At 69.9% G+C, this 24,568-nt stretch carries 13 protein-coding genes; 11 read left to right on the top strand and 2 right to left on the bottom strand.

Features of this window, described 5'->3' with window-relative positions; genetic code table 11:
* Positions 1 to 67 precede the first annotated feature (67 nt).
* Positions 68 to 2,791, bottom strand: coding sequence for a SpoIIE family protein phosphatase (locus BLW57_RS10460; protein ID WP_093473927.1), 2,724 nt, complete (start codon positions 2,789 to 2,791; stop codon positions 68 to 70).
* A 500-nt stretch (positions 2,792 to 3,291) separates the two neighbouring features.
* On the opposite strand from BLW57_RS10460, the gene BLW57_RS10455 reads away from it, so the two are divergent.
* On the top strand, positions 3,292 to 6,561 hold the full coding sequence (locus BLW57_RS10455) for a GH92 family glycosyl hydrolase (protein ID WP_093473926.1): 3,270 nt from the start codon (positions 3,292 to 3,294) through the stop codon (positions 6,559 to 6,561).
* 79 nt (positions 6,562 to 6,640) lie between these two features.
* Here the strand turns inward: BLW57_RS10455 and BLW57_RS10450 are convergent, their stop codons facing one another.
* Positions 6,641 to 10,438, bottom strand: a complete 3,798-nt coding sequence (locus tag BLW57_RS10450) for a GH92 family glycosyl hydrolase (protein ID WP_256339457.1) — start codon at positions 10,436 to 10,438, stop codon at positions 6,641 to 6,643.
* 382 nt (positions 10,439 to 10,820) lie between these two features.
* Here BLW57_RS10450 and ngcE point away from each other — a divergent pair, with 382 nt between their 5' ends.
* The 10 genes from ngcE to BLW57_RS10400 all read left to right on the top strand — a co-directional run bounded on the left by ngcE (position 10,821) and on the right by BLW57_RS10400 (position 24,521).
* A complete protein-coding gene (gene ngcE / locus BLW57_RS10445) occupies positions 10,821 to 12,272 on the top strand; it encodes an N-acetylglucosamine/diacetylchitobiose ABC transporter substrate-binding protein (protein ID WP_093473923.1) in 1,452 nt (483 codons plus the stop codon).
* A gap of 124 nt (positions 12,273 to 12,396) precedes the next feature.
* Positions 12,397 to 13,332 (top strand): carbohydrate ABC transporter permease, encoded by a 936-nt coding sequence (locus BLW57_RS10440; RefSeq protein WP_093473921.1) that lies wholly within the window; start codon positions 12,397 to 12,399, stop codon positions 13,330 to 13,332.
* A 14-nt stretch (positions 13,333 to 13,346) separates the two neighbouring features.
* The gene (locus BLW57_RS10435; protein ID WP_073897479.1) at positions 13,347 to 14,270 is read left to right on the top strand and encodes a carbohydrate ABC transporter permease; all 924 of its coding nucleotides are present in this window, start codon (positions 13,347 to 13,349) and stop codon (positions 14,268 to 14,270) included.
* A gap of 199 nt (positions 14,271 to 14,469) precedes the next feature.
* Positions 14,470 to 15,669, top strand: a complete 1,200-nt coding sequence (locus tag BLW57_RS10430; protein WP_093473920.1) for an ROK family transcriptional regulator — start codon at positions 14,470 to 14,472, stop codon at positions 15,667 to 15,669.
* A gap of 133 nt (positions 15,670 to 15,802) precedes the next feature.
* A complete protein-coding gene (locus BLW57_RS10425) occupies positions 15,803 to 16,906 on the top strand; it encodes a substrate-binding domain-containing protein (RefSeq protein ID WP_176985921.1) in 1,104 nt (367 codons plus the stop codon).
* 186 nt (positions 16,907 to 17,092) lie between these two features.
* On the top strand, positions 17,093 to 17,893 hold the full coding sequence (locus BLW57_RS10420; protein WP_073897473.1) for an ATP-binding cassette domain-containing protein: 801 nt from the start codon (positions 17,093 to 17,095) through the stop codon (positions 17,891 to 17,893).
* Entirely contained in the window at positions 17,890 to 19,200 is a 1,311-nt protein-coding gene (locus tag BLW57_RS10415; RefSeq protein ID WP_093473915.1) for a sugar ABC transporter permease, read from the top strand. Before BLW57_RS10420 ends, BLW57_RS10415 begins: the two co-directional genes overlap by 4 nt.
* A gap of 199 nt (positions 19,201 to 19,399) precedes the next feature.
* Complete coding sequence (gene dxs / locus BLW57_RS10410) at positions 19,400 to 21,328, top strand: 1-deoxy-D-xylulose-5-phosphate synthase (protein ID WP_093473913.1); 1,929 nt, start codon at positions 19,400 to 19,402, stop codon at positions 21,326 to 21,328.
* 151 nt (positions 21,329 to 21,479) lie between these two features.
* Positions 21,480 to 23,000 carry an amino acid permease gene (locus tag BLW57_RS10405; protein WP_093473912.1) on the top strand — a complete coding sequence of 507 codons (1,521 nt, stop codon included), beginning with the start codon at positions 21,480 to 21,482 and terminating at the stop codon, positions 22,998 to 23,000.
* A 72-nt stretch (positions 23,001 to 23,072) separates the two neighbouring features.
* Positions 23,073 to 24,521, top strand: a complete 1,449-nt coding sequence (locus BLW57_RS10400; RefSeq protein WP_093473910.1) for a glycosyltransferase family 39 protein — start codon at positions 23,073 to 23,075, stop codon at positions 24,519 to 24,521.
* The last annotated feature ends 47 nt before the right edge of the window (positions 24,522 to 24,568 follow it).

Genomic DNA, 24,568 nt, shown 5'->3' with positions numbered 1-24,568 from the left:
GGGCGGCCCGCAACTCCCTGGACGCGGCTCAGAATGCCGTGGCGCCCCCCCCCGTGCGGCCGCGGCGTCAGTCTTCGAGGTCCGGGAACAGGGACAGGGGATCAGGGGGCGGGCCGGAGGCGCCGGGGAGCGCCAGCTCGGCCCAGATCACCTTGCCGTGCGGGGTGTACCGGGTGCCCCAGCGCTCGGTGAGCTGCGAGACCAGGAACAGGCCACGGCCGCCCTCGTCGGTCGTCGCCGCGTACCGCAGATGCGGGGAGGTGCTGCTGCCGTCGGCCACCTCGCAGATCAGCGTGCGGTCGCGGATCAGCCGTACCCGGACCGGATCGGAGCCGTAGCGGATGGCGTTCGTGATCAGCTCGCTCAGCACGAGCTCCATGCCGAAGCCGAGCTCGGCGAGGCCCCACTCCGCGAGCTTCTCGGAGACGGCGAGCCGCATCCCCGACACGGCGGCCGGATCGCGCGGCACGTCCCAGTCGGCGACCTGGTCGGCCGGCAGCGCCCGGGTTCGCGCGATGAGCAGGGCGACGTCGTCCGCGGGGCGCTCGGGGAGCAGCTCCTCCAGCACCGTCCCGCAGCTGTCCTCCGGCGACCGGCCGGGGTGACCCGCCAGGGCACGGCGCAGCCGCTCCATGCCCTCGTCCAGGTCGCGTCTGCGGTCCTCGATCAGGCCGTCGGTGTACAGGACCAGCTGGCTGCCCTCAGGCAGCTCCAGCTCGGCCGTCAGGAACGGCAGCCCGCCCAGGCCCAGCGGCGGCCCGGCCGGCAGGTCGGGGAACTCGACGCTGCCGTCCGGCGAGACCAGCGCGGGCGCCAGATGGCCGGCCCGGGCCATGGTGCAACGGCGCGTCACCGGGTCGTAGATCGCGTACAGACAGGTGGCGCCGACGATCTCGCCGGGGTTCTCCGGGCACGACTCGTCCTGGTCGATGCGGCCGACCAGGTCGTCCAGATGACCGAGCAGCTCGTCGGGCGGCAGGTCCAGCGTGGAGAAGTTGTGCACCGCGGTCCGCAGCCGGCCCATGGTGGCAGCGGCGTGCAGACCGTGTCCGACCACGTCGCCCACGACCAGCGCCACCCGGTTGCCCGGGAGGGGGATCACGTCGAACCAGTCGCCGCTCACGCCCGACTGGGCGGGGAGGTAGCGGTAGCCGACGTCGAGGGCGCTCTGCTCGGGCAGCGCCCGCGGCAGCAGGCTGCGCTGGAGGGTGACCGCCAGGGCGTGCTCACGGGCGTACCGGCGGGCGTTGTCGATGCTGATGGCGGCCCGGGCCACCAGCTCCTCCGCCAGTGACAGCTCCTCCTCGTCGAAGGGCTCCCGCTTGGCCCGCCAGAAGTTGGCCATGCCGAGCACCACGCCCCGGGCCTGGATCGGTGCGGCGATCAGCGAGTGGATGCCGTAGTCCAGGATCTGCCGGGTGCGCTCGGGGTCCTGGGCGTGCCAGCCCTCGGCGGTCGACAGGTCGGTGACCAGCTCGGAGTGCCCGGCGTCGTAGCCGCGCGCCTGCGGGGTGGAGGGCAGGAAGTCGATCAGCCGGCCCTTCTCGTACAGCGGGTGGTCGTCCCGGATGCCGCCGACGGCGACGCGCCGCATGTCCGTGGCCGTGGGGGCCGGCTCCTCGCCGTGCAGCACGGCGTCGGCCACGTCCACGGTGACGAAGTCCGCGAACCGGGGGACGGCGACCTGCGCCAGCTCGTCGGCCGTGCGCACCACGTCGAGGGTGGTGCCTATGCCGAGACCGGCGTCGTACAGCAGCTCCAGCCGTTCCCGGGTGACCTCCGCCCGGCCGGACACGGCCTGGAGCTCGGTGGAGTCGCGGAGGGTCACCACGGTGCCGCTGGGGCCTCCCGAGGCGCCCGTGGGGCGCTGGTTGACCGCCAGCAGCCGGCCGCCGGTGAAGTGCACCTCGTCTGTCGCCTCGCGCCCGGAGACCAGCAGCTCGACCGTCGCGGGGTCGAGGCCGGACAGGTCCCGCACATCGTGCCCCTCGGCCTCGGGCGGCAGCTCCAGCAGGCGCCGGGCCTCGTCGTTGGCGAGCAGCAGCCGTCCGTCGTCGCCGACGATGAGCACGCCCTCCCGCACCGAGTGCAGCACCGTGTCGTGGTGCTCGTACATGCGGGTCATCTCCTCCGGGGCCAGGCTGTGCGTCTGCCGCCGCAACCTCCTGCCCACCAGGGCCGTGCCGCCCGTCGAGACCACGAGGGCGCCCGCGCCCGCGGCCAGGATGATGGGCAGCTGCTTGTCCAGCTCGCTGGTGACGTTCTTGACCTTCAGGCCGGCCGAGACGAGGGCGACCACCTTGCCGTGGGCGTCGTCGATGGGGACGGTGGCCTGCACCTCGTGGCCCAGCGGACCGTGCACGCTCTCCGTGTAGATCTTCCCGTTCAGCGACGGTCCGATCCGGCCGACGAACCGCTGGCCGATCTTGCTCGGGATCGGGTGGGTGTAGCGGATGCCCTTCTTGTCCATGACGACGATGAAGTCGACGCCTGCGCTCTTGCGCCCCGCCTCGGTGAGCGGCTGGAGGACCTTGGAGGGGTCGGGGCCGTTGAGCGCCTGGACGACGCCGGGCGAGTGGGCGAAGGTCTCCGCGACGGCGATCGAACGGCGTTTGGCCTCGGTCGTGGTGTCCCGCCTCGACTGCAGTACCAGAGCCACGACGGCGCAGAGCACGAGCAGCACGACGAGCGCCACCTGTAGCAGGAACACCTGTCCGGCGACGCTTCGAGGGCTCTTGCCGATCACGGTGCGCCATGCAAGACGCCTGATTCGGGCGCATGCATCCAACATGCGGCATTTGTAGCACCGGTGATTCCCGGATGGCTATGGCCGGTCCATGACCTGGACCACTTTCGACCCCGATTCTCGCGCTGCGTGGAACGCCCGACTCCGGGGAGTCACCCGGAGGTCGTGATGTCATGCGCGTTCGCGCGAACGCGGGTGTCCGCGACGGGCCGCTCCGGGCGGACCCGGTGGCTTGGCGCACCGGGTCCGCGAGCCGGGCAGGTGAGGGGGGTGAACGCCTGCCCGGAGGGGGGTGGTACCTGAGCGGGTGCTGCGTGGCTTGTGCGTCGACGTCGTGCGCGACAACGTTGTCTCATGGTCTGTACATGACTTTACCGCCTCAACCGACAACGATGTCAACCCACTTGGGTAGCCCGACCGGGTGATGCCGGCGTGCGCCCGCGCAAGAGCAGGCGGTCTTCCGTGGTACCGGTGGCGCACGTTACTGTCCCTGCGGCTTGTGCGACCTGTGGTGCGCGACCCGTCCGTAAGGAGAGGGCCGCGTCATGCGTTTCAGACCCCTGTCCCTGCTGCTGGCCGCGCTGCTCGCGACCGGCGGCGCCGCAACGCCCGCCCTGGCGGTCACCGCCGCGCCCCCCGGCCTCGTCAAGGACCCCACCCCGTACGTCGATCCGCTGATCGGCACCAGGAACGGCGGGAACGTCTTCCCGGGCGCCGTCGTGCCGTTCGGCATGCTCTCCTGGAGCCCGGAGAACACCCGCGGGGACGCCACCAGAACCGCGGCGCCCGGCGGCTACCAGTACGACGCCACCCGCGTCCGCGGCTTCAGCCTCACCCACATGTCCGGCACCGGGTGCGCGGGCGGCAGCGGCGACATCCCCATCTTCCCGTACGCCGGCGAGGTCACCACCTCCCCGGCGAGCGACACCAAGGACGCCGTCTACGCCTCCGACTTCACCCACGCCGACGAGACCGCCGAACCCGGCCACTACAAGGTGGGCCTGGCCTCCGGCGTCACCGCCGACCTCACCGCCACCGCGCGCACCGGCTCGGCCCGGTTCACCTACCCTTCGGGCAGACCCGCCTCGCTGCTGGTGCGCACCGCGAACTCCGAGGTGGGCTCCGAGGACTCGACGGTCACCATCGACCCCGGCACCCGGACCATCTCCGGCTCCGTCACCTCCGGGAACTTCTGTGGCTACCTCGACCCCGAGGGCCGCCGCTCCTACTACACGCTGCACTTCACCGCCCGCTTCGACCGCGCCTTCAAGGCCACCGGCACCTGGCAGGACGGCCGGCTCGACCCCGGCGGCACCCGGGCGTCCGGCGGCACGGGCGGCTTCTCCCAGGGCGGGCGGCCCGTCGCGGGCAAGGGAGCCGGCGGCTACGTCGAATTCGCACCCGGCGACGGACCGGTGAACGTCAAGGTCGGCATCTCCTACGTCAGCCGGGCCGCCGCCGAGGCGAACCTCGCCGCCGAGAACCCGCCGCACCGCTCCTTCGACGCCGTCCGGGAGGCGGCCCGCCGCGCCTGGCGCGAGCGGCTCGGCGCCGTCCGGGTCGGCGGCGGCACGGACGCCGAGCGCACCACCTTCTACACCGCGCTGTACCACGCGCTGCTGCACCCGAACGTCATCAGCGACGCCGACGGCCGCTACCGGGGCGGCGACGGCGAGGAGCACCAGGTGGGCCGCGGCCACCGCGCCCAGTACGGCACCTTCTCCGGCTGGGACGTCTACCGCGACCAGGTGCAGCTCCTCACCCTGCTCGACCCGCGCACCGGCTCCGACATCGCCCAGTCGCTGTACGAGCTCGCCCGGCAGAACGGCGGGGTCTGGGACCGCTGGCTGCACGGCGCGAGCGGCACCCACGTCATGAACGGCGACCCCTCGGCGACCGCCCTGGCCGGCATCCACGCCTTCGGCGGCACCGACTTCGATCTCGAGGGTGCCCTGCACTCCCTGGTGCGGGCCGCGACCGTACCGACGGAGCAGGACCTGTCGGCGGCCGGCAAGCCGGTGCTCTCCGTGGGGCAGCGCCCCTCGCTCGACAAGTACCTCGACCTGCACTACATGCCGAGCGTGTCCAACGCCTGGGGCGGCGCCGCCGAGACCCTCGAGATGTCGACCGCGGACTTCTCGCTCTCCCGGCTCGCGGCGGCCGCGGGGGAGAAGGACACCCGGGCCGCCTTCGCCCGCCGCGCCCAGTGGTGGCAGAACAACTTCAACATCGCGGCCGCTCCGAGCGGCGGTTACGTGGCCAACCGCAAGGCCGACGGCAGCTGGGTCACCGGATTCACCCCCGACACCGGCAACGGCTTCGTCGAGGGCTCGGCCGCCCAGTACACCTGGATGGTCCCGCACGACCCGGCCGGTCTGTTCGCCGCGCTCGGCGGCAGGGACAGGGCGCTCGCGCGGCTGGACGACTTCTTCCACGACGACAAGGGCGGCTGGGCCTTCACCGGCAACGGCGGCAGCAAGTCCGAGCTGGACAACGAGCCGTCGATCAACGTGCCCTACCTGTACGACTACGCGGGCGCCCCGTACAAGACGCAGGAGACCGTCCGCGCGGCGATGCGGCAGCTGTGGTCCACCCAGCCCGGCGGCATCCCCGGCAACGACGACCTCGGCGCCATGTCCGCCTGGTACGTCTTCTCCGCGCTCGGCATGTACCCGCAGGTCCCCTCCCGGGCCGAACTGGTCCTGGCCTCACCCCTGTTCGAGCGGGTGGAGATCCATCGGCCCGAGGGCAACGACATCTCCGTCAGGGCCGCGGGCGCGGCGGCCGGCGCCCCCTACGTCCAGTCCCTGAAGGTCGACGGCCGGAGCAGCGACCGGCCCTGGCTGCCCGCGTCCTTCGTCCGGGACGGCGGCCGCCTCGACTACACCCTGTCCGCCTCCCCGAACCGTGCCTGGGGCGCGGGCAGCCCGCCGCCGTCCTTCCGTGAGGGCGAGCAGCCGTACCAGATCGGCGTCGGGCCCACCGCCGCCACCCTCGCGCCCGGCGACAGCACGAAGATCGGCATCCGTGCCCAGTCGCTGAACGGCGGCACCGGTCCCGACGTGCGCTTCCACGTCGAGACCCCGGCCGGCGTCACGGCCGTGCCCGCCGAGGGCACGGTGACCGACGGCGCCCAGGAGATCACGCTCACCGCAGCGAAGGCCGCCGAGCAGGGCTTCGCCGACGTCGAGGTCACGGTGACCTCGGGCGACACCTCGTACCGGCAGCCCGTCTCGCTCACCGTGGCCGCCCCCGGCACCCTCCTGGCCGCCTACGACAACACCGGTGTCTCCGACGACCGGGGCGATCACGACGAGGCCGACTACGACGGCGGCGGCTGGAGCTACTCCCGCCAGGCCCTCGCCGCGGCCGGCCTGACCCCCGGCGGCAAGGGTACGGCCGGCGGTCTCGGCTTCACCTGGCCCGACTCGCCCGCCGGCCGCCCCGACAACGCCTCGGCGGCCGGCCAGACCGTCGAACCGACCGGGGCGGCGACGTCGTTGTCCTTCATCGGCAGCGCGGTCAACGGCAACCAGCGGGCCGAGGCGACCGTCACCTACGACGACGGCACGACCGGCACCGTCGACCTGTCCTTCACCGACTGGACCGTCGGCGGCGGGGGCGGCACCGTCCAGTACGGCAACGAGGTCGTCGCCAAGGCGGCGTACCGCAACGTCGCCGGCGCCGACAAGGACCCGGTGGCGACGTACGTCTTCGCCACCAAGCCCTTCACCGCACCGGACGGCCGGACCATCAGGAGCGTCCGGCTCCCGGAGAACACGGACCTGCACGTGTTCACCCTCGCCACCGGCTGATCACCCGCACGGCGGCGGGCACGGCAAGGGGGCGGACCCGACCGGGTCCGCCCCCCTTCTCCGTTCGCGCGCGTCCGCGTCAGGCCAGCAGCTCCACCTCCGCCAGCGTCGACTCGCCGTCCAGGACCAGCCGGTACTTCGTGCAGGTGCCGGGCGCCGCGACGGTGAAGGCACGTGTCTGGCGGTCCCACGTGAACGTCTCGCCGGAGCGGTGGTCCAGGGTCTTCCAGTCCGTGCCGTCCGTGGAGCCCTGAAGGGTCCAGCCGGTCGGCGCCTTGGCGTGGTCCGCCGAGGTCAGCGTGTACTGCACCGGCTTCACCGCACCGCCGGCCGGCAGATCCACCGAGGTGACCGTCGCGTTCGTCGCCGAGGTGTCGTCGAACAGGGCGCCGTCACCCTTGAGGACGTCCGCGCGCGGGGCCGGCACCTTGTCGTCCCGGGTGACGGAGACCGGCGCCGCGTCCTTGCCGGTGCCCCAGGTCGACGGCTCGGCCCCCATGCGGAACTCCAGCACGCCGCCCTTGGACAGCATGGAGTGGGGGAGCGAGGTGGACTTCCAGGGACGGCCGTCGAACGTCACGCCCTGGACGTACACGTTCTTCGCGCTGTTCTTCGGCGCCTTGACCACCAGGTCCCGGCCGTTCTCCAGGTGCACGGTGACCTTCTTGAACAGCGGGGAGCCGATGGAGTACTCACCACTGCCCATGACCAGCGGGTAGAAGCCGAGCGCGGAGAACAGGTACCAGCCCGACTGCTCGCCGTTGTCCTCGTCGCCGTGGTAGCCCTGCCCGATCTCGCTGCCGGTGTAGAGCCGGGACAGCGCCTCGCGCACGTTCGCCTGCGTCTTCCAGGGCTCGCCGGCCGCGTCGTACATGTAGATGACGTGGTGGGCGACCTGGTTGGAGTGGCCGTACATGCCCATCCGGACGTCCCGCGCCTCGGTCATCTCGTGGATCACACCGCCGTAGGAGCCGACGTAGTCCGGGGACGCCGTCTCCGGTGTCGAGAAGTACTCGTCGAGCTTGTCCCCGAGGGCCTGCCGGCCGCCGTACAGGTTGGCCAGGCCACGGCTGTCCTGCGGGGCGGTGAAGGCGTAGCCCCAGCCGTTGGTCTCCGTGTAGTCGTAGCCCCACACGCGCGGGTCGTACTTCGCGGAGTCCACGCGCCAGCCGCCCTTGGCGTCGCGCCCCTGGAAGAAGCCGGCCTTGGAGTCGAACAGCTTCACGTAGTCCCGGGCCCGGTTGAGGAAGTACTCCGACTCCTCCTGGTAGCGCTTCTCGCCCGTCTTGCGGTAGAGCTCCTGGCCCATCCGGGCGATGCCGTAGTCGTTGACGTAGCCCTCCATCGCCCACGACAGGCCCTCGTGGGTGTCGGTGCTGGTGTAGCCGAGGAAGGGCGAGGTGGTCATGCCCTTGCGGCCCACGCCCGACATCGGCGGGACCACGGTCGCGTTCTTCACGGCCGCGTCGTACGCCGCCTTCGCGTCGAACTTCACGCCCTTGACGTAGGCGTCGGCGAACGCCACGTCCGAGGAGGTGCCGGTCATCAGGTCGGCGTAGCCGGGGGAGGACCACCGGGAGGTCCAGCCACCGTCCTTGTACTGCTGCACGAACCCGTCGACCATCTCACCGGCCTGGGACGGCGTCAGGAACGAGTAGGCCGGCCACGTGGTCCGGTAGGTGTCCCAGAACCCGTTGTTGACGTACACCTTGCCGTCGACGATCTTCGCGCCGGTGTGCGTCGGGGTGTCCGGGTTCGGCATCGCCGAGAAGGGGGAGGCGTACCGGTTCTCGCCGTCGACCTTCTCGAAGCCGGAGTTCGGGTACAGGTAGAGCCGGTAGAGGCCGGAGTACAGCGTGGTCAGCTGGTCGGTGGTGGCGCCCTCCACCTCGACCTTGCCGAGCAGCTTGTCCCAGGCGCGCAGGGCACGGCCCTTCACGGTGTCGAACGAGGCTCCGCCGACCTCCTGGCGCAGGTTGTCCTTCGCCTGGTCGACGCTGATGAGCGAGGTCGCCAGGCGCAGGGTGACCGTGCGGTCGGCGCCCGCGTCGAAGCGCATCCAGCCCTTCACCCCGCTCGACGTGCCGTCCGTGACCGGCTTGTCGAACCGGCCGTACACGAACAGCCGGGTCGCGCCCGTCGACAGGCCCGACTTCACGTCCGAGTAGCCGGTGACGGTCCCGCTCTCCTTGTCGAGCGTGAGGCCCGCCTGCTCGGTGACGTTGTCGAACACCACGCTCGCGTCGTCGCCCGGATACGTGAAGCGCAGCACGGCCGCGTGGTCGGTCGGCGTCATCTCCGCCTTGAGGCCGTTCTCGAACCGGACCCCGTAGTAGTACGGGCGTGCGGTCTCGTTCTCGTGCCGGAAGGGCAGCTCTCGCGCCTCGCGGCCGGTGTCCGGGGTGCCGGACGCCACCGACGGCATCAGCTGGAAGGTCTGCCGGTCACCCATCCACGGGCTCGGCTCGTGGCTCGCGCTGAACGCCTGCACGGTGGGCAGATTGTCGTCGTTGTTCGCCCGCGCGTACTCGTACAGCCAGCTCAGCGACGACGCGTTGGTCACCGGGGTCCAGAAGTTGAAGCCGTGCGGGAGCGCGGTGGCGGGGAAGTTGTTGCCGCGTGAGAAGCTGCCGCTGGAGTTGGTGCCCCGGGTGGTCAGCGCGTAGTCCGCCAGGTGTGCCTTCGGCTTCTCGGGGGCGGCCTCCTTCAGGGAGATGTCGTCCACCCAGCCGCGGAACTTCGCCGGGCCGTCAGGGGAGTCGTACGCCACCAGGATCCGGTCGACCGTCCTGCCGGCCGCGACCGAGCCGATCCGGGAGGCCACGTCGTTCCACTGGTTGACGTACAGCGTCTTGGACGCGCCCTGCCCGCGCGGTGTCAGCGGGAAGCCGTGCTCGTCCTGCGCACCCAGCCCGCTGAGCGAGGTGCCGTCGGTGAAGACCAGGTCGACGGAGACGTTCGTGGCGTCGTAGTCGCGGTCGCCGTCGGCCATCGACGGGAAGACGCGGTACGACAGCCGGGTGTCGCGCCCGACCCGCACGTTCACGTCGAAGATCTTGTTGTACGAGTACGCCCGGCCGCCCGCCGTGTGCCGGCCGGCGTAGCGCAGGGCGCGCTTCCCGGTGAAACCGGCCCGCGCCTTGGCCGTCGGGGAGCCGTTCGGGCCCTTGTCGACGAGCGTCAGCATGTCCTGCGGCACCGGCCCGCCCGTACCGCCGGTGGAGAACTGCACGTCGGCGAGTTGCAGGATGTCCGACGCGCCGTTGTTCTTCGTCACCTCCAGCCGGAAGTGCTGGTACTCGGCCGGCTCGGCCAGGTCGTACGACTTCGTCTGGAACCGCTCGGAGAAGTTCTCGCCCGAGCGGGTGTCGACGGTCTTCCAGTCCTTGCCGTCGGTGGAGCCCAGCAGGGTCCAGTCCTTCGGGTCGCGCCCGTCGAAGTCGTTGGCCGAGGTGAGCGCGTACGTCACCAGCTTGACGGGCTTGTCGAGGTCGAACTCCACCCAGCCGGTCGGCTCGAAGGCCAGCCACTTGGTGCCGGGTTCGCCGTCGACGAGGTTCTCCGCCACCTCACCCGCGCCGGTGTTCTCGCCGCTCGCCCGGACCTCGGTGACATGGTCGCTCACATTGCCCGGGATGCCCGTGCTGTAGCCGCCGTCGACGCCGGAGGCGCGCTTGCCGCCGTCCGCCGAGGCGTCGACGGTGTTCAGCCAGTCCGGTGCCGGGTCGCCCGCCTCGAACGAGGATGCGAACTCCCGGTCGGCGACCGGAGCCTTGGCGGGCAGGGCGACCGCCGCGCCCTGCCCGCCGACGGCCATGACAAAGGCGGCCGTGAGGACGACCGCCGGACCCCATCTGTGCCGAGTTCTCCGCTGCATCTACGGATTTCCCCTCCTGCGACCGCGGTGGACAACGTTGTCAATTCGGTTCGCAGGAACCAGTAGGTGGCCAAGTGACCGGTGATGTCAAGGGTGTTGGGCGTGGCATTCAGGGACTTATGTCGCGACTTTTTCCGCCAGGTCGCCCACAGGGCGCTCATATTTCCAAGAGGTCTCAACTCGGAAAAGACCGGCCGCGAACCCTGTATTCGATCTTGCTCCGTCGGCCGGAAGTGGACTATACCTGTCGGCGCCCGGTACAAGATGCACGCTCGGTACCAGACGCATGAAGTACTTCCTGTACCACCCAGCTTGACCCGACAGCGGTGCCGGGGAGGATCCGGTTCACCGCCTGAGTCCTGGAGAAGGCGAGGACTTGAGCATGGGATCCACTTCCGACGGGAACACCGGTTCCTCGGGTGTCGGCCGCCGCGATCTGATCAAGCGGTCCGCCGCGCTCGGCCTGATCAGCGTTCCGACGATGAGCCTCCTGTCCGCCTGCGCCAGCGGCGGCGGCGACGGCGACTCGGACGGGGGCGGCGACACCAAGGGGGAGAAGTCCAAGGACAACCCCTTCGGCGCCAAGAAGGGCAGCAAGCTCGACGTCGTCGTCTTCAAGGGCGGCTACGGCGACGACTACGCCAAGGCGTGGGAGGCCGACTTCGGCAAGAAGCTCGGCATCACCTCCACCCACACCGGCACGCAGGAGATCACCGGCAAGCTCCAGCCGCGCTTCAACGGCGGCAACCCGCCGGACATCGTGGACGACTCCGGCGCCCAGCAGATCAAGGTCGACGTCCTGTACAAGAACGGGCAGCTGCTGGACCTCGCCGAGGTCCTGGACTCCCCGTCGGTCGACGACCCCTCCAAGAAGGTCCGCGACACCCTGATCCCCGGCACGCTCGACCCGGGCATGCAGGAGGGCAAGGTCGTCGCGCTGAACTACATCTACACGGTGTGGGGCCTGTGGTACTCCGGCAAGCTCTTCAAGGAGAAGGGCTGGGAGGAGCCCAAGACCTGGGAGGACTTCCTCGCCATCTGCAAGGACGCCAAGTCCCAGGGCATCGGCGGTCTCGCCCACCAGGGCAAGTACCCGTACTACATCAACGTCGCCATCATGGACCTGATCGCCAAGAAGGGCGGTCTGGACGCGATGAAGGCGATCGACAACCTGGACCCCAAGGCGTTCGTGGGTTCGGAGGCGGCGCAGGCCGGCGTCGAGGCCATCTACGAGGTCGTCGAGAAGGGCTATCTGATGCCCGGGACGAACGGCCTGACGCACACCGAGTCGCAGACCCGCTGGAACCAGTACAAGGCCGCGTTCATCACCTGCGGCTCCTGGCTGGAGAACGAGCAGCTGAAGCAGACCCCGTCGGACTTCGACATGAAGTTCCTGCCGATGCCGCTGCTGTCGGGCAGCAAGCTGCCGTTCGAGGCGATCCGGGCCGGTTCGGGCGAGCCCTTCATCATCCCCTCGAAGGCGCACAACCTGCCGGGGGCGAAGGAGTTCATGCGGCGCATGCTCTCCAAGGAGTGGTCGACGCTCTTCGCCAAGGAGGCGAACTCGCTCACCATCCTCAAGGACGGCGTGGACCCGAGCGTCAAGCTGCGGCCGGGCACGCAGTCCACGGTCGAGGCGTCCAAGGCGGCCGGCGACAACACCTTCCGCTTCCTGTACACCGAGTGGTACAGCGAGATGGGGACCGCCATCGAGGCCGCGTCCAACGAGCTCATGGCCAAGCGCATCCAGCCGAAGGAATGGCTGAAGCGCTGTCAGGCCGCGGTGGACAAGCAGGCGAAGGACCCTGCGTCGAAGAAGAACCACCGGGACTAGGTCCACCGGCCGCCTCCGGGGTGCGGGTGCGACCGCCAGCGCGGGTCCGACGGGGCCCGCCGCGCGGTTCCCCGCACCCCCGGGGTGTCGGTGGCGACCGGACACATCAAGGGCAGGGACGCCGATGCGCAAAGGGCAGTACCGGTTCGTCGCGGGGTTTCTCCTCGTCCCCGTGGCGCTCTATGTGGTCTTCGTGATCTGGCCGTACATCCAGACGTTCGGCTATTCGCTGACGGACTGGAAGGGGCAGTCGCAGACCTTCAGTTTCGTGGGTCTGGACAATTACCAGGCGCTGTTCCAGGACGACGTCTTCCTGGGTGCCATCTGGCACAACATCCTGTTCCTGGTCTTCATCCCGGTGATCACCATTCTGCTCGCCCTGTTCTTCGCCTTCATGCTGAACGCGGGCGGGCGCAGCCGGGCCGGCGGAGTGCAGGGCGTGGCCGGGTCGAAGGTCTACAAAGTCGTCTACTTCTTTCCGCAGGTGCTGTCGCTGGCGATTCTCGCGGTGCTGTTCAACGCGGTGTACCGCAGTGACGGCGGCGGTCTGCTCAACGGCGCGCTGATCAAGGTCGGCCTGGTGGACGCCGACAATCCGGTGGAATGGCTGAACGAGCCGAACCTGGTGCTGTGGGCCCTCATGGTGGCCGTGGTCTGGCAGGGCGTCGGCTTCTACCTGGTGTTGTTCTCCGCCGCCATGCAGTCCATCCCGAGGGACATCTACGAGGCCGCCCTGATCGACGGGGCCAACCGCAACCAGTCCTTCTTCCGCATCACCCTGCCGCTGCTGTGGGACACCGTGCAGACCGCCTGGGTCTACCTCGGCATCGTCGCCATGGACATGTTCGTGCTGGTCTCCTCCATGACCCAGAACATGGGCGCGTACGGCGGCGGCCCCGATCACCACAGCGACGTGATGTCGACGGTGATGATGCGCAACTTCCTCTACTACGGCAAGAGCGGCTACGCCTGCGCCATGGGCGTGATCATGCTGCTGCTCACCCTGGTCCTGTCCGTCGTCACGCTGCGCGCCACCCGCCGCGAGCGCATCGAGTTCTGAGCGGAGTGCCGAGGATGAGCGCACCCATCAAGGAGACCGCCCCCGTCCCCGCCGAGCGGCCCGTGGACAAGGTCCCCGTCCGCCCCGGCGACCGGCGCGGCGAGGGCGTGGTCCTGAACGTCTTCTCGCACGGCTTCCTCGCCCTGTGGGGCCTGCTGATCGTGCTGCCCCTGCTGTGGCTGGTCCTCAGCTCCTTCAAGACCGACGTCCAGATCGGCGGCTCGGCCTTCGGCTGGCCGCACAGCTGGTCCTTCGACGTCTTCAGCCGGGCCTGGGACAAGGGCATCGGCGACTACTTCCTGAACACCGTGATCGTCCTGGTGTTCTCCGTGCCGCTGACCATGCTGTTCGGCTCCATGGCCGCGTACGTGCTGGCCAGGTACCGGTTCTGGGGCAACCGGCTGCTCTACTACTTCTTCGTGGCCGGCGCCATGTTCCCGGTGTTCCTGGCCCTCGTCCCGCTGTTCTTCATGGTCAAACGGCTGGACATGCTGAACACCTACCAGGGGCTGATCCTGGTCTACATCGCCTACTCGATGCCGTTCACGGTGTTCTTCATGCACTCCTTCTTCCGGACCCTGCCCACGGCGGTCTTCGAGGCGGCGGTCCTGGACGGTGCCTCGCACACCCGGACCTTCTTCCAGGTGATGCTGCCGATGGCGAAGCCCGGTCTGATCAGCGTCGGCATCTTCAACACGCTGGGGCAGTGGAACCAGTTCATCCTGCCCACGGTGCTGATGCAGCCGCAGAGCGGTTCCGACCCCGAGCGCTACGTCCTCACCCAGGGGCTGATCCAGCTGCAACAGCAGCAGGGGTACGCCTCCGACCTGCCCGTTCTCTTCGCCGGCGTGACCATCGCGATGATCCCGATGCTGGTCGTCTACCTGTCCTTCCAGCGCCAGGTGCAGGCGGGTCTGACCTCGGCGACGCTCAAGTAGCGGCGGCGCGCGGGAAGCGCTCCGCGACCCTTCGAACGCACGCCGTCCCGGTCGCCGGGGCGGCGTGCACAGGTGTGTCCCGTACCCGGAAACGGTTCAACCTCTTGACGGAAGTGACCCCGAACGGCTCAGCTTAGAGTTCACTAGTTGGACATACACGGGGCCTCGCCGAAGCGGCCCCGCGCTCAGGAGGTCAGTCGTGGAGACTCCAGGGTCGCAGTCATCGCTGCACCGAGCCAACCTGGAGCGGGTCGTCCGGGCCGTACGCCTGGCAGGGTCCCTCACGCAGGCGGAGATCGCGCGGACGACCGGTCTGTCCGCCGCGACCGTCTCCAACATCGTGCGGGAGCTCAAGGACGGCGGAACCGTCGAGGTCACGCCCACATCGGCGGGCGGCCGACGGGCCCGCAGCGTCAGCCTGAGCGGTGACGCCGGCATCGTCATCGGCGTCGACTTCGGGCACACCCATCTGCGCGTCGCGATCGGGAACCTCGCCCACCAGGTGCTGGCCGAGGAGTCCGAGCCGCTGGACGTCGACGCGTCCTCCGCGCAGGGCTTCGACCGGGCCGAGGAGCTGGTCAGTCGCCTGATCGCAGCAACGGGGGTGGACCGGTCCAAGGTGGCCGGCGTGGGGCTCGGCGTGCCGGGCCCGATCGACGTGGAGTCGGGGACGCTGGGGTCCACCGCGATCCTGCCCGGCTGGGGCGGCACCAAGCCCGCGGAGGAACTGCGGGAACGGCTCGGCGTGCCCGTTCACGTGGACAACGACGCCAACCTCGGCGCCCTCGGCGAGCTCGTCTGGGGCAGCGGCAAGGGCGTGCGTGATCTTGCTTACATCAAGGTCGCGAGCGGTGTCGGCGCCGGTCTGGTGATCGACGGGAAGATCTACCGCGGGCCCGGTGGCACCGCTGGCGAAATCGGACATATTACACTCGACGAATCCGGCCCGGTCTGCCGTTGCGGCAACCGCGGCTGCCTGGAGACGTTCGCGGCCGCACGCTATGTGCTCCCGCTGCTCCAGCCCAGCCACGGACCCGACCTGACCATGGAGGGTGTCGTACGGCTGGCCAGGGACGGAGACCCGGGCTGTCGTCGGGTGATCGCCGACGTCGGCCGCCACATCGGCAGTGGAGTGGCCAATCTCTGCAATCTGCTGAACCCGAGCAGGGTGGTCCTCGGCGGTGATCTCGCCGAGGCCGGTGAGCTGGTGCTCGGGCCGATCAGGGAGTCCGTCGGCCGCTACGCAATCCCCAGCGCGGCGCGCCAACTGTCCGTTCTCCCGGGGGCTCTTGGGGGCCGTGCCGAGGTGCTCGGGGCGCTTGCCCTCGCCCTCAGCGAGATGGGCGATTCGACCCTTTTGGACGGATCACTGTCGATGGCCACGCCTGCCTTCACTTAGAGAACGGATGGCACCGTTGCCATCTCGTTAAGGATTTACTTCTTGACGTCGCACGTGTGGCCGAGTTGACTTCCAGCCACCTCGGCCGCAACGACGCGGCCTCGTCAGGGAGGTTTGTGAAGTGAACGCACGTATGCGTCGTGCCGCCGTTGCCATTGCCGCCGGTGCGATGGCCGTCTCGCTCGCGGCTTGTGGCAGCGCCAAGGAGTCGAAGGGCAACGACGACTCTTCCTCCGCGTCGGCCAAGAAGGGCGACGACATCAAGGTCGGCCTGCTCCTGCCGGAGAACAAGACCGCTCGTTACGAGAAGTTCGACAAGCCGCTGATCGAGAAGAAGATCAAGGAGCTGACGAACGGCAAGGCGACCGTCCAGTACAACAACGCCCGCCAGGACGCGAACCTGCAGGCGCAGCAGGTCGACACCATGATCACCAACAAGGTGGACGTCCTGATCCTGGACGCGGTGGACGCCAAGGCCATCCAGAACTCGGTCCAGAAGGCCAAGGACGCCGGCATCAAGGTCGTCGCCTACGACCGTCTCGCCGAGGGCCCGATCAGCGCCTACACCTCGTTCGACAACGAGCAGGTCGGCAAGACCCAGGGCGAGGCCCTGCTGAAGGCGCTGGGCAGCAAGGCCACCAAGTCCTCCAAGATCGTCATGGTCAACGGCTCGGTGACCGACCCGAACGCCGCCCAGTTCAAGAAGGGCGCGCACTCCGTCCTCGACGGCAAGGTCACCATCGCCAAGGAGTACGACACCAAGGAGTGGTCGCCGGACAACGCCAACTCCGAGATGGAGGCGGCGATCTCCTCGGTCGGCAAGGGCAAGATCGCGGGCGTGTACTCCGCCAACGACGGCATGGCCGGCGGTATCATCACCGCCCTCAACGCCGCGGGCGTCAAGGTCCCGGTCACCGGCCAGGACGCCGAACTCGCGGGTGTGCAGCGCATCGTCGCCGGTGAGCAGTACATGAGCGTCTACAAGCCCTACGCCCCCGAGGCCGACGCCGCCGCCGAGATGGCCGTGGCGCTCGCCAAGGGCGAGAGCCTGGACTCCGTCGCCAAGGACAAGGTCTCCTCGGGCTCCGCGCAGGACGTCCCGTCGGTGCTCGTCCCGGTCACCTCGCTGACCAAGGAGAACATCAAGGACACCGTCGTCAAGGACGGCGTCTACACGATCGACGAGATCTGCACCGGCAAGTACAAGGCCGCCTGCGCCAAGCTCGGTCTGAAGTAAGCGGTCCCGAGTCTCTTCCCGCCCCGGGTGTTCGTCCGTGAACACCCGCGGGAAGAGCGACAGACTGCCCAAGGCTCCTCCGGTGCCCCGCGCATCACACAGCCCCGCAAGCTCGGCGCGGGGCGCCGGACGGAAAACTCCTCCAAACTTCTGCACAACCTCCCGCCGGGTCAGGCGGCGAAGGAGATGGTTCACGTGTCCGCTACGCCCGTGCTGGCGTTGCGCGGGGTCTCCAAGCGGTTCGGTGCCGTTCAGGCGCTCACCGACGTAGAGCTTGAGGTCCACGCCGGTGAGGTGGTCGCCCTGGTGGGCGACAACGGTGCCGGAAAGTCCACGCTGGTCAAGACGATCGCCGGCGTGCACCCCATCGACGAGGGCGCTATCGAGTGGAACGGCGAAGCCGTCTCCATCAGCCGCCCGCACGACGCCCAGTCCCTGGGCATCGCGACGGTCTACCAGGACCTCGCGCTGTGCGACAACATCGACGTCGTCGGCAACCTGTTCCTCGGCCGTGAGCTGAGGAAGTGGGGCGTCCTCGACGAGGTGGAGATGGAGCGCCGCGCCCGCGAGCTCCTCACCACCCTCTCGATCCGCATCCCGAGCGTCCGCATCCCGATCGCCTCGCTCTCCGGCGGTCAGCGCCAGACCGTGGCCATCGCCCGCTCCATGCTCGGCGACCCGAAGCTGGTCATCCTCGACGAGCCCACCGCGGCCCTCGGCGTCGAGCAGACCGCCCAGGTCCTCGACCTGGTGGAGCGCCTGCGCGAGCGCGGTCACGCCGTCATCCTCATCAGCCACAACATGGCGGACGTGAAGGCGGTGGCCGACAAGGTCGCCGTCCTGCGCCTCGGCCGCAACAACGGCGTCTTCGAGGTCAAGACGACCTCGCAGGAGGAGATCATCTCCGCCATCACCGGCGCCACCGACAACGCCGTGACCCGCCGTGCCGCGCGCACGTCCAGCACGAACGGGGAGGTTTCCAAGTGAGCCTCGACAACACCTCCGCGAATCTCGACAAGACGCCCGGCGAGGGCGAGCACGTCGTCGAGAACCCCGAGGCAGCGGCCGCCGCCGTCACCGCGGTCGACCCGCGCCTCCTGGTGCGCGAGCAGGGCCTGCTCGGCTACTGGACCGAGTTCAAGCGCAAGATGAAGGCCGGTGAGCTGGGTTCCCTCCCGGTCGTCCTGGGTCTCGCGATCATCTGCATCATCTTCCAGGTCCTGAACTCCGAGTTCCTCTCCGCGCAGAACATCAGCAACATCACGGTCACGATGGTCGGCACGGGCATGATCTCCGTCGGCATCGTCTTCGTGCTGCTGCTCGGCGAGATCGACCTCTCCGTCGGCTCGGTCAGCGGCGCGGCCAGCGCCCTCGCCGCCGTCCTCACGGTCAACCAGGGCTGGCCCGAGTGGGTGGCCGTGCTGGTCGCCATCGCCGCCGGTGCCGCCATCGGCTCGCTGCACGGCTTCTTCTTCGCGGTGCTCGGCGCCCCCGCCTTCGCCGTCACCCTGGCCGGCCTGCTGTTCTGGCTCGGCTTCATGCTGAAGGTGCTGGGCGAGGACGGCACGATCAACCTCGACAGCGACGGTCTGATCGGCAAGCTGACCACGTACACCTTCACGGACGTCGGCGCCGCCTACGGTCTGGCGGTCGTCGTGGTGGCGCTGTTCTTCGTCAGCTCCTTCCTCGGCAACCGGCGCCGAGAGGCCGCGGGCGTCCCGTCCCGGCCGCTCAGCGACACGGTCCTGCGCACGGTGCTGCTGGCCGTCGTCTCCTTCGCCGCGGCCTACCTGTACAACCAGTACAAGGGCCTGCCGCTGGCCACGGTGATCTTCCTCGCCTTCCTGGTCGGCACGGACTTCGTGCTCCGGCGCACCCCGTACGGCCGCAAGATCTTCGCGCTCGGCGGCAGCGTGGAGGCGTCCCGGCGTGCGGGCATCAACGTCACCGCGGTGCGCATCTCGGTCTTCGCGATCTCCGGCGGCTTCGCCGCCATCGGCGGTCTCTTCCTGGCCTCGAAGATCGCCTCCGCCAACCAGAGCGCCGGTACCGGTGACCTGCTGATGAACGCGATCGCCGCGGCCGTCATCGGTGGCACCTCGCTCTTCGGTGGCCGCGGCCGCACGTGGAACGCGCTCCTCGGTGTGCTGGTGATCGTGTCCATCCAGTACGGTCTCCAGCTGGAGTCCATCGCCGAGCCGGTGAAGTACATGATCACCGCGGCTGTGCTGCTGACCACGGTCGTCATCGACTCGATCACCCGCAAGACGCAGAAGACGGCGGGTCGCGCGTAAGCGATCCCGGTCCCGCCGCAGGGGCGTGGGTCCGACCGCGGGTTCCGGTCCTCCGCGACCGGCCACGCGGTCGCCCGCGCCCCTTCTCAGCTGCCCGGCACTCCGAAGGTGCCGGGCGCTGTCGTGTCGTGCACAGCGCGAACATTAGACTCGACAAGCCCGGCAACAGCTCGATCAGCTCTACTGCAAGGAGGCACGGGTGCCGATGCTGACCCGCATCAGGGGACCGCGCGATCTGGACCGGCTCAGCCTGGAGGAGCTGGACCAGCTGGCCGGGGAGATCCGGACCTTCCTCGTCGACGCCGTCTCCAAGACCGGCGGCCACCTCGGCCCCAACCTCGGCGTGGTCGAGCTCACCATCGCCCTGCACCGCGTCTTCCACTCCCCGAAGGACAAGGTCCTCTGGGACACCGGCCACCAGTCGTACGTGCACAAGCTGCTCACGGGCCGGCAGGACTTCTCCCGGCTGAAGATGAAGGGCGGCCTGTCCGGCTACCCCTCGCAGGCCGAGTCCGAGCACGACGTCATCGAGAACAGCCACGCCTCGACCGTGCTCGGCTGGGCCGACGGCATCGCCAAGGCCAACGAGCTGCGCAGGCGGGACAGCCACGTCGTCGCGGTCATCGGTGACGGCGCGCTGACCGGCGGCATGGCCTGGGAGGCGCTGAACAACATCGCCGAGGCCAAGGACCGCCCGCTGGTCATCGTCGTCAACGACAACGAGCGGTCGTACGCGCCGACCATCGGCGGCCTGGCGAACCACCTGGCGACCCTGCGCACCACCGACGGGTACGAGCGTTTCCTCGCCCGCACCAAGGACATCCTCGACCGCACCCCGGTCGTCGGCAGGCCGCTGTACGAGACCCTGCACGGCGCCAAGAAGGGGCTGAAGGACTTCATCGCCCCGCAGGGCATGTTCGAGGACCTGGGCCTGAAGTACGTCGGCCCCATCGACGGCCACGACATCGAGGCGCTGGAGTCGGCGCTGGCGCGGGCCAAGCGGTTCGGCGGCCCGGTCATCGTGCACTGCCTCACCGAGAAGGGCCGCGGCTACCAGCCCGCCCTGCAGGACGAGGCCGACCGCTTCCACGCCGTCGGCAAGATCCACCCCGACACCGGTCTGCCGATCGCGTCCTCCGGCGCCGACTGGACCTCCGTGTTCGGCGAGGAGATGGTCCGGCTCGGCGAGGAGCGCGACGACATCGTCGCCATCACCGCGGCCATGCTCCAGCCGGTCGGCCTGGACAAGTTCGCCAAGCGCTTCCCCGACCGGGTGTACGACGTCGGGATCGCCGAGCAGCACGGCGCCGTCTCCGCCGCCGGCCTCGCGCACGCGGGCGTGCACCCCGTCTTCGCCGTCTACGCCACCTTCCTCAACCGCGCCTTCGACCAGGTCCTCATGGACGTCGCCCTGCACAAGTGCGGGGTCACCTTCGTGCTGGACCGGGCCGGTGTCACCGGCACCGACGGCGCCTCGCACAACGGCATGTGGGACATGTCGCTGCTCCAGGTCGTGCCGGGGTTGCGGCTCGCCGCGCCGCGCGACGCCGACCAGGTGCGGGCCCAGCTGCGCGAGGCCGTCGCCGTCGAGGACGCGCCGACCGTCGTGCGCTTCTCCAAGGGAGCCGTGGGCCCCGCCGTACCGGCGGTCGGCCGCGTCGGCGGCATGGACGTGCTGCGCGAGCCCGGCACCGACAAGCCGGACGTGCTGCTGGTCTCGGTGGGCGCGCTCGCCCCGATGTGCCTGGAGGTCGCCGGCCTGCTCGACAAGCAGGGCATCTCCACCACCGTGGTCGACCCGCGCTGGGTCAAGCCCGTCGACGAGGCCATGGCCCCGCTCGCGGAGCGGCACCGGGTCGTCGTCACCGTCGAGGACAACAGCCGCGTCGGCGGCGTCGGCTCGGCCGTCGCCCAGACCCTGCGCGACGCGGGCGTGGACGTCCCGCTGCGTGACTTCGGCATCCCGCCGCGCTTCCTCGACCACGCCTCCCGCGCCGAGGTGCTCGCCGAGATCGGGCTGACCGCGCCGGACATCGCCCGTCAGGTCACCGGCCTGGTCTCCAAGATGGACGGCCGGTTCGACCGAACGGCGGACGCGGTGGAATCCGTGGAAACCGCGCGCGACTAGGGACAGCGCACTTCCGGGCCGGTTCCGCCGCCTTCTGCGGTGGCGGAACCGGCCCGTCTGCGTGAACCTGCCTGTGCCGGGGCATACGAGTCCCGACCCTCTCGATCATGTTGAGCCATATCGAGGCCTCACAAGCGTGGGAGGCAGGAACGTGAGCAGCGCGCTCTTCCGGACGAAAAACGTCGAGCAGTCCATCCGGGACACCGAGGAACCGGAGCATTCGCTCAAGAAGTCCCTCTCCGCGCTCGATCTGACGGTGTTCGGTGTCGGTGTCATCATCGGCACCGGCATCTTCGTCCTCACCGGACAGGTCGCCAGGAACAACGCCGGTCCGGCGGTGGCCCTGTCCTTCGTCGCGGCCGGTGTCGTCTGCGCCCTCGCCGCCCTGTGCTACGCGGAGTTCGCGTCCACGGTCCCCGTGGCGGGCTCGGCGTACACGTTCAGCTACGCCTCCCTCGGCGAGCTGCCCGCCTGGATCATCGGCTGGGACCTGGTGCTGGAGTTCGCGCTGGGCACGGCGGTGGTGGCGGTCGGCTGGGCCGGCTACATCCGCTCGCTGCTGGACAACGCCGGCTGGCACCTGCCGGCGTACCTCGCCGGGCGGGACGGCGCCCACGGATTCGGCTTCGACATCCTCGCCGCCGCCCTGGTGCTGGTGCTCACCGGCATCCTCGTCCTCGGCATGAAGCTGTCCGCGCGGATCACCTCGGTCGTCGTCGCCATCAAGGTGGCCGTCGTGCTGATCGTGATCATCGCCGGCGCGTTCTTCATCCGCGGCGAGAACTACAAGCCGTTCGTCCCGCCCGCGGAGCCGGTGAAGGCGGGCGGCAACCTGGGCGCCCCGCTCGTGCAGCTGATGTTCGGCTGGGCACCGGCCAACTTCGGCGTGATGGGCATCTTCACCGCGGCCTCGGTGGTGTTCTTCGCCTTCATCGGCTTCGACATCGTCGCCACCGCCGCGGAGGAGACCCGCAACCCGCAGCGGGACATGCCGCGCGGCATCCTGGGCTCGCTGCTCATCTGCACCGTGCTGTACGTCGCCGTGTCCATCGTCGTCACCGGCATGCAGAAGTACACCCGGCTGTCGGTGGAGGCCCCCCTCGCCGACGCCTTCAAGGCCATCGGGCACCCCTGGTACGCGGGCGTGATCAGCTTCGGCGCCGCCATCGGCCTGACCACCGTGTGCCTGATCCTGCTGCTGGGCCAGACCCGGGTGTTCTTCGCGATGAGCCGCGACGGACTGCTGCCGCGCTTCTTCTCGCGCGTCCACCCGAAGTTCAAGACCCCGCACCGGCCCACCATCCTGCTCGGTGTGATCATCGCGATCGTCGCCGGCTTCACCAGTCTGAGCGAGCTGGCCGAACTGGTGAACATCGGCACGCTGTTCGCCTTCGTGGTCGTCGCGATCAGCGTGATCATCCTGCGCAAGTCCCGCCCGGACCTGCCGCGTGCCTTCCGGACCCCGTGGGTGCCCTTCGTGCCGATCGTGTCCGTCTGCGCCACGCTGTGGCTGATGCTCAACCTGCCGGCCGAGACCTGGCTGCGGTTCGCCATCTGGATGGTGATCGGCTTCTTCGTCTACTTCCTCTACGGCCGTAAGCACAGCCGCCTCGCCACGAGCGGGCAGACGGCGGAGAAGGCGCCCCCGCCGCCCGCCGGAAACGCCCCGTAACCTCCACCTCGTCGCCCTGGCCCCGTATGTCCCGCTTCGGCGGAGACGTCGGGGCCGGATAGCGTGCTGCCCATGCTCGCCGCCGCGCTCGCCCCCGCCCGGACCGCACCCACCCGGACGGCGTTCTGGACGCGGCTGCTGCCCCTCCTGGCGCTCCTGGCCTGCGTGACCCGGGTGCCGTCCTTCGTCCGCCCGCTGTGGAACCCGGATGAGGGCTACCTCGCCGTGCAGGCCCGCCTGCTCACCCAGGGCGGGCACCTCTACGACACCGTCGTGGACCGCAAACCGCCGCTGCTGCCCTGGCTGTACGAGGGCGCGTTCGCGTTGTGCGGCTCGGGCTCCCTCACCCCGTTGAGAGTGCTCGCGGTCCTCGCCCAGCTGCTCACCGCGCTTCTGCTCGTCTCGATCGCCCGCCGCCGCTGGGGCGACGGCGCGGGCCGGACCGCCGGGGTGCTGTACCTGCTGGTCTCCGTCGGGCTCAACCCCGAGGACGCGCAGGCCGCCACGTTCGAGGTGTTCATACTGCCCTGCACGGCCGCGGCCGTGTGGTGCGCCGACCGGGGGCGCTGGGGCGCGGCCGGTGCCGCCGTCGCCGCCGCGTTCCTCACCAAGCAGACCGGCGGAGCGGTGCTGCTGCCGGTGGCCCTGCTGCTGCACCGGCACGGCGCCTCGCGCGCGGGCCTGCTGCGGCTCGCGGCCGGGCTGACCGTGCCGGTGCTCGGCGCGGCCCTCCTGACCGACCCGGCCGGGTTCCTGTTCTGGACGGTGACCGGTTCCGCCGCGTACGCCTCCTTCACCGGCTCCGAACTCCACGTCCTGGTCCGGGCGCTGACGAACACCGCGATCCTGGCCGGCGCCTCGGCGGGCCTGCTCCCGCCCGTCGTGCGGTCCCTGCGCACCGCGCGCTCCGGAGCGGCGGACCTCTGGCTGTGGCTGGCCTCCTCGGCGGCCGCCGTGGCCCTCGGCTTCCACTTCTTCGGCCACTACTACCTGCAACTCACCGCGCCGCTCGCCCTGCTGGCCACCCGGGCGCTGCACGTCCTGCCCCGGGAACGGCGCGTGCGGGCCGTGCTCACCTCGGCCTGCTGCTGCGCCTGCTTCCTCGTCTGGGGCCTCTTCGCCGCGCGCGCCGACCTCGCCCACGCCCAGCGGCTCGCGACCGCCCTGGAACACCGCACGAAGTCCGCCGACCGCGTACTCGTCTGGGGCATACACCCGGAGACGTACTGGCTGGCCGGCCGCACCCCCGCGACCCGTTTCCTCACCGCGGGCCTGCTCACCAACTACAGCGGCGGCCGGGACGGACCGCAGGTCGGCGAGAAGTACGCCGTCGCGGGCACCTGGCCGGTCTTCCGGCGGGAGATGAGCGCCCACAGCCCCGCCCTGGTCGTCGACGACTCCCGCGGCCAGCCGTACGCCCCCACGCGCGTGCCGACCCTGCGCCGCCTGCTGGAGTCACGCTACGAGGAGATCGCCAGGGTGGACGGCGCGGTCCTGTACACCCGGCTGTCGGGGGAGTAGCCGGGCCGGCTCGGAGGCGGCCGGGTGCCGGGACGGCCCGGGGAGAC

The sequence above is a fragment of the Streptomyces sp. 1222.5 genome (assembly GCF_900105245.1).
Classification (GTDB): domain Bacteria; phylum Actinomycetota; class Actinomycetes; order Streptomycetales; family Streptomycetaceae; genus Streptomyces; species Streptomyces albidocamelliae.
Note: the sequence above shows the minus strand (reverse complement) of the source record. Positions and strands in the feature narration are given on the sequence as shown.

Coding starts and splice junctions, on each gene's coding strand:
- BLW57_RS10455 (WP_093473926.1), top strand. CDS start 3,292: ATGCGTTTCAGACCCCTGTCCCTGCTGCTGGCCGCGCTGCTCGCGACC.
- BLW57_RS10460 (WP_093473927.1), bottom strand. CDS start 2,791: ATGTTGGATGCATGCGCCCGAATCAGGCGTCTTGCATGGCGCACCGTG.
- BLW57_RS10435 (WP_073897479.1), top strand. CDS start 13,347: ATGAGCGCACCCATCAAGGAGACCGCCCCCGTCCCCGCCGAGCGGCCC.
- BLW57_RS10400 (WP_093473910.1), top strand. CDS start 23,073: ATGCTCGCCGCCGCGCTCGCCCCCGCCCGGACCGCACCCACCCGGACG.
- BLW57_RS10450 (WP_256339457.1), bottom strand. CDS start 10,438: ATGCAGCGGAGAACTCGGCACAGATGGGGTCCGGCGGTCGTCCTCACG.
- BLW57_RS10425 (WP_176985921.1), top strand. CDS start 15,803: ATGCGTCGTGCCGCCGTTGCCATTGCCGCCGGTGCGATGGCCGTCTCG.
- BLW57_RS10440 (WP_093473921.1), top strand. CDS start 12,397: ATGCGCAAAGGGCAGTACCGGTTCGTCGCGGGGTTTCTCCTCGTCCCC.
- ngcE (WP_093473923.1), top strand. CDS start 10,821: ATGGGATCCACTTCCGACGGGAACACCGGTTCCTCGGGTGTCGGCCGC.
- BLW57_RS10420 (WP_073897473.1), top strand. CDS start 17,093: ATGGTTCACGTGTCCGCTACGCCCGTGCTGGCGTTGCGCGGGGTCTCC.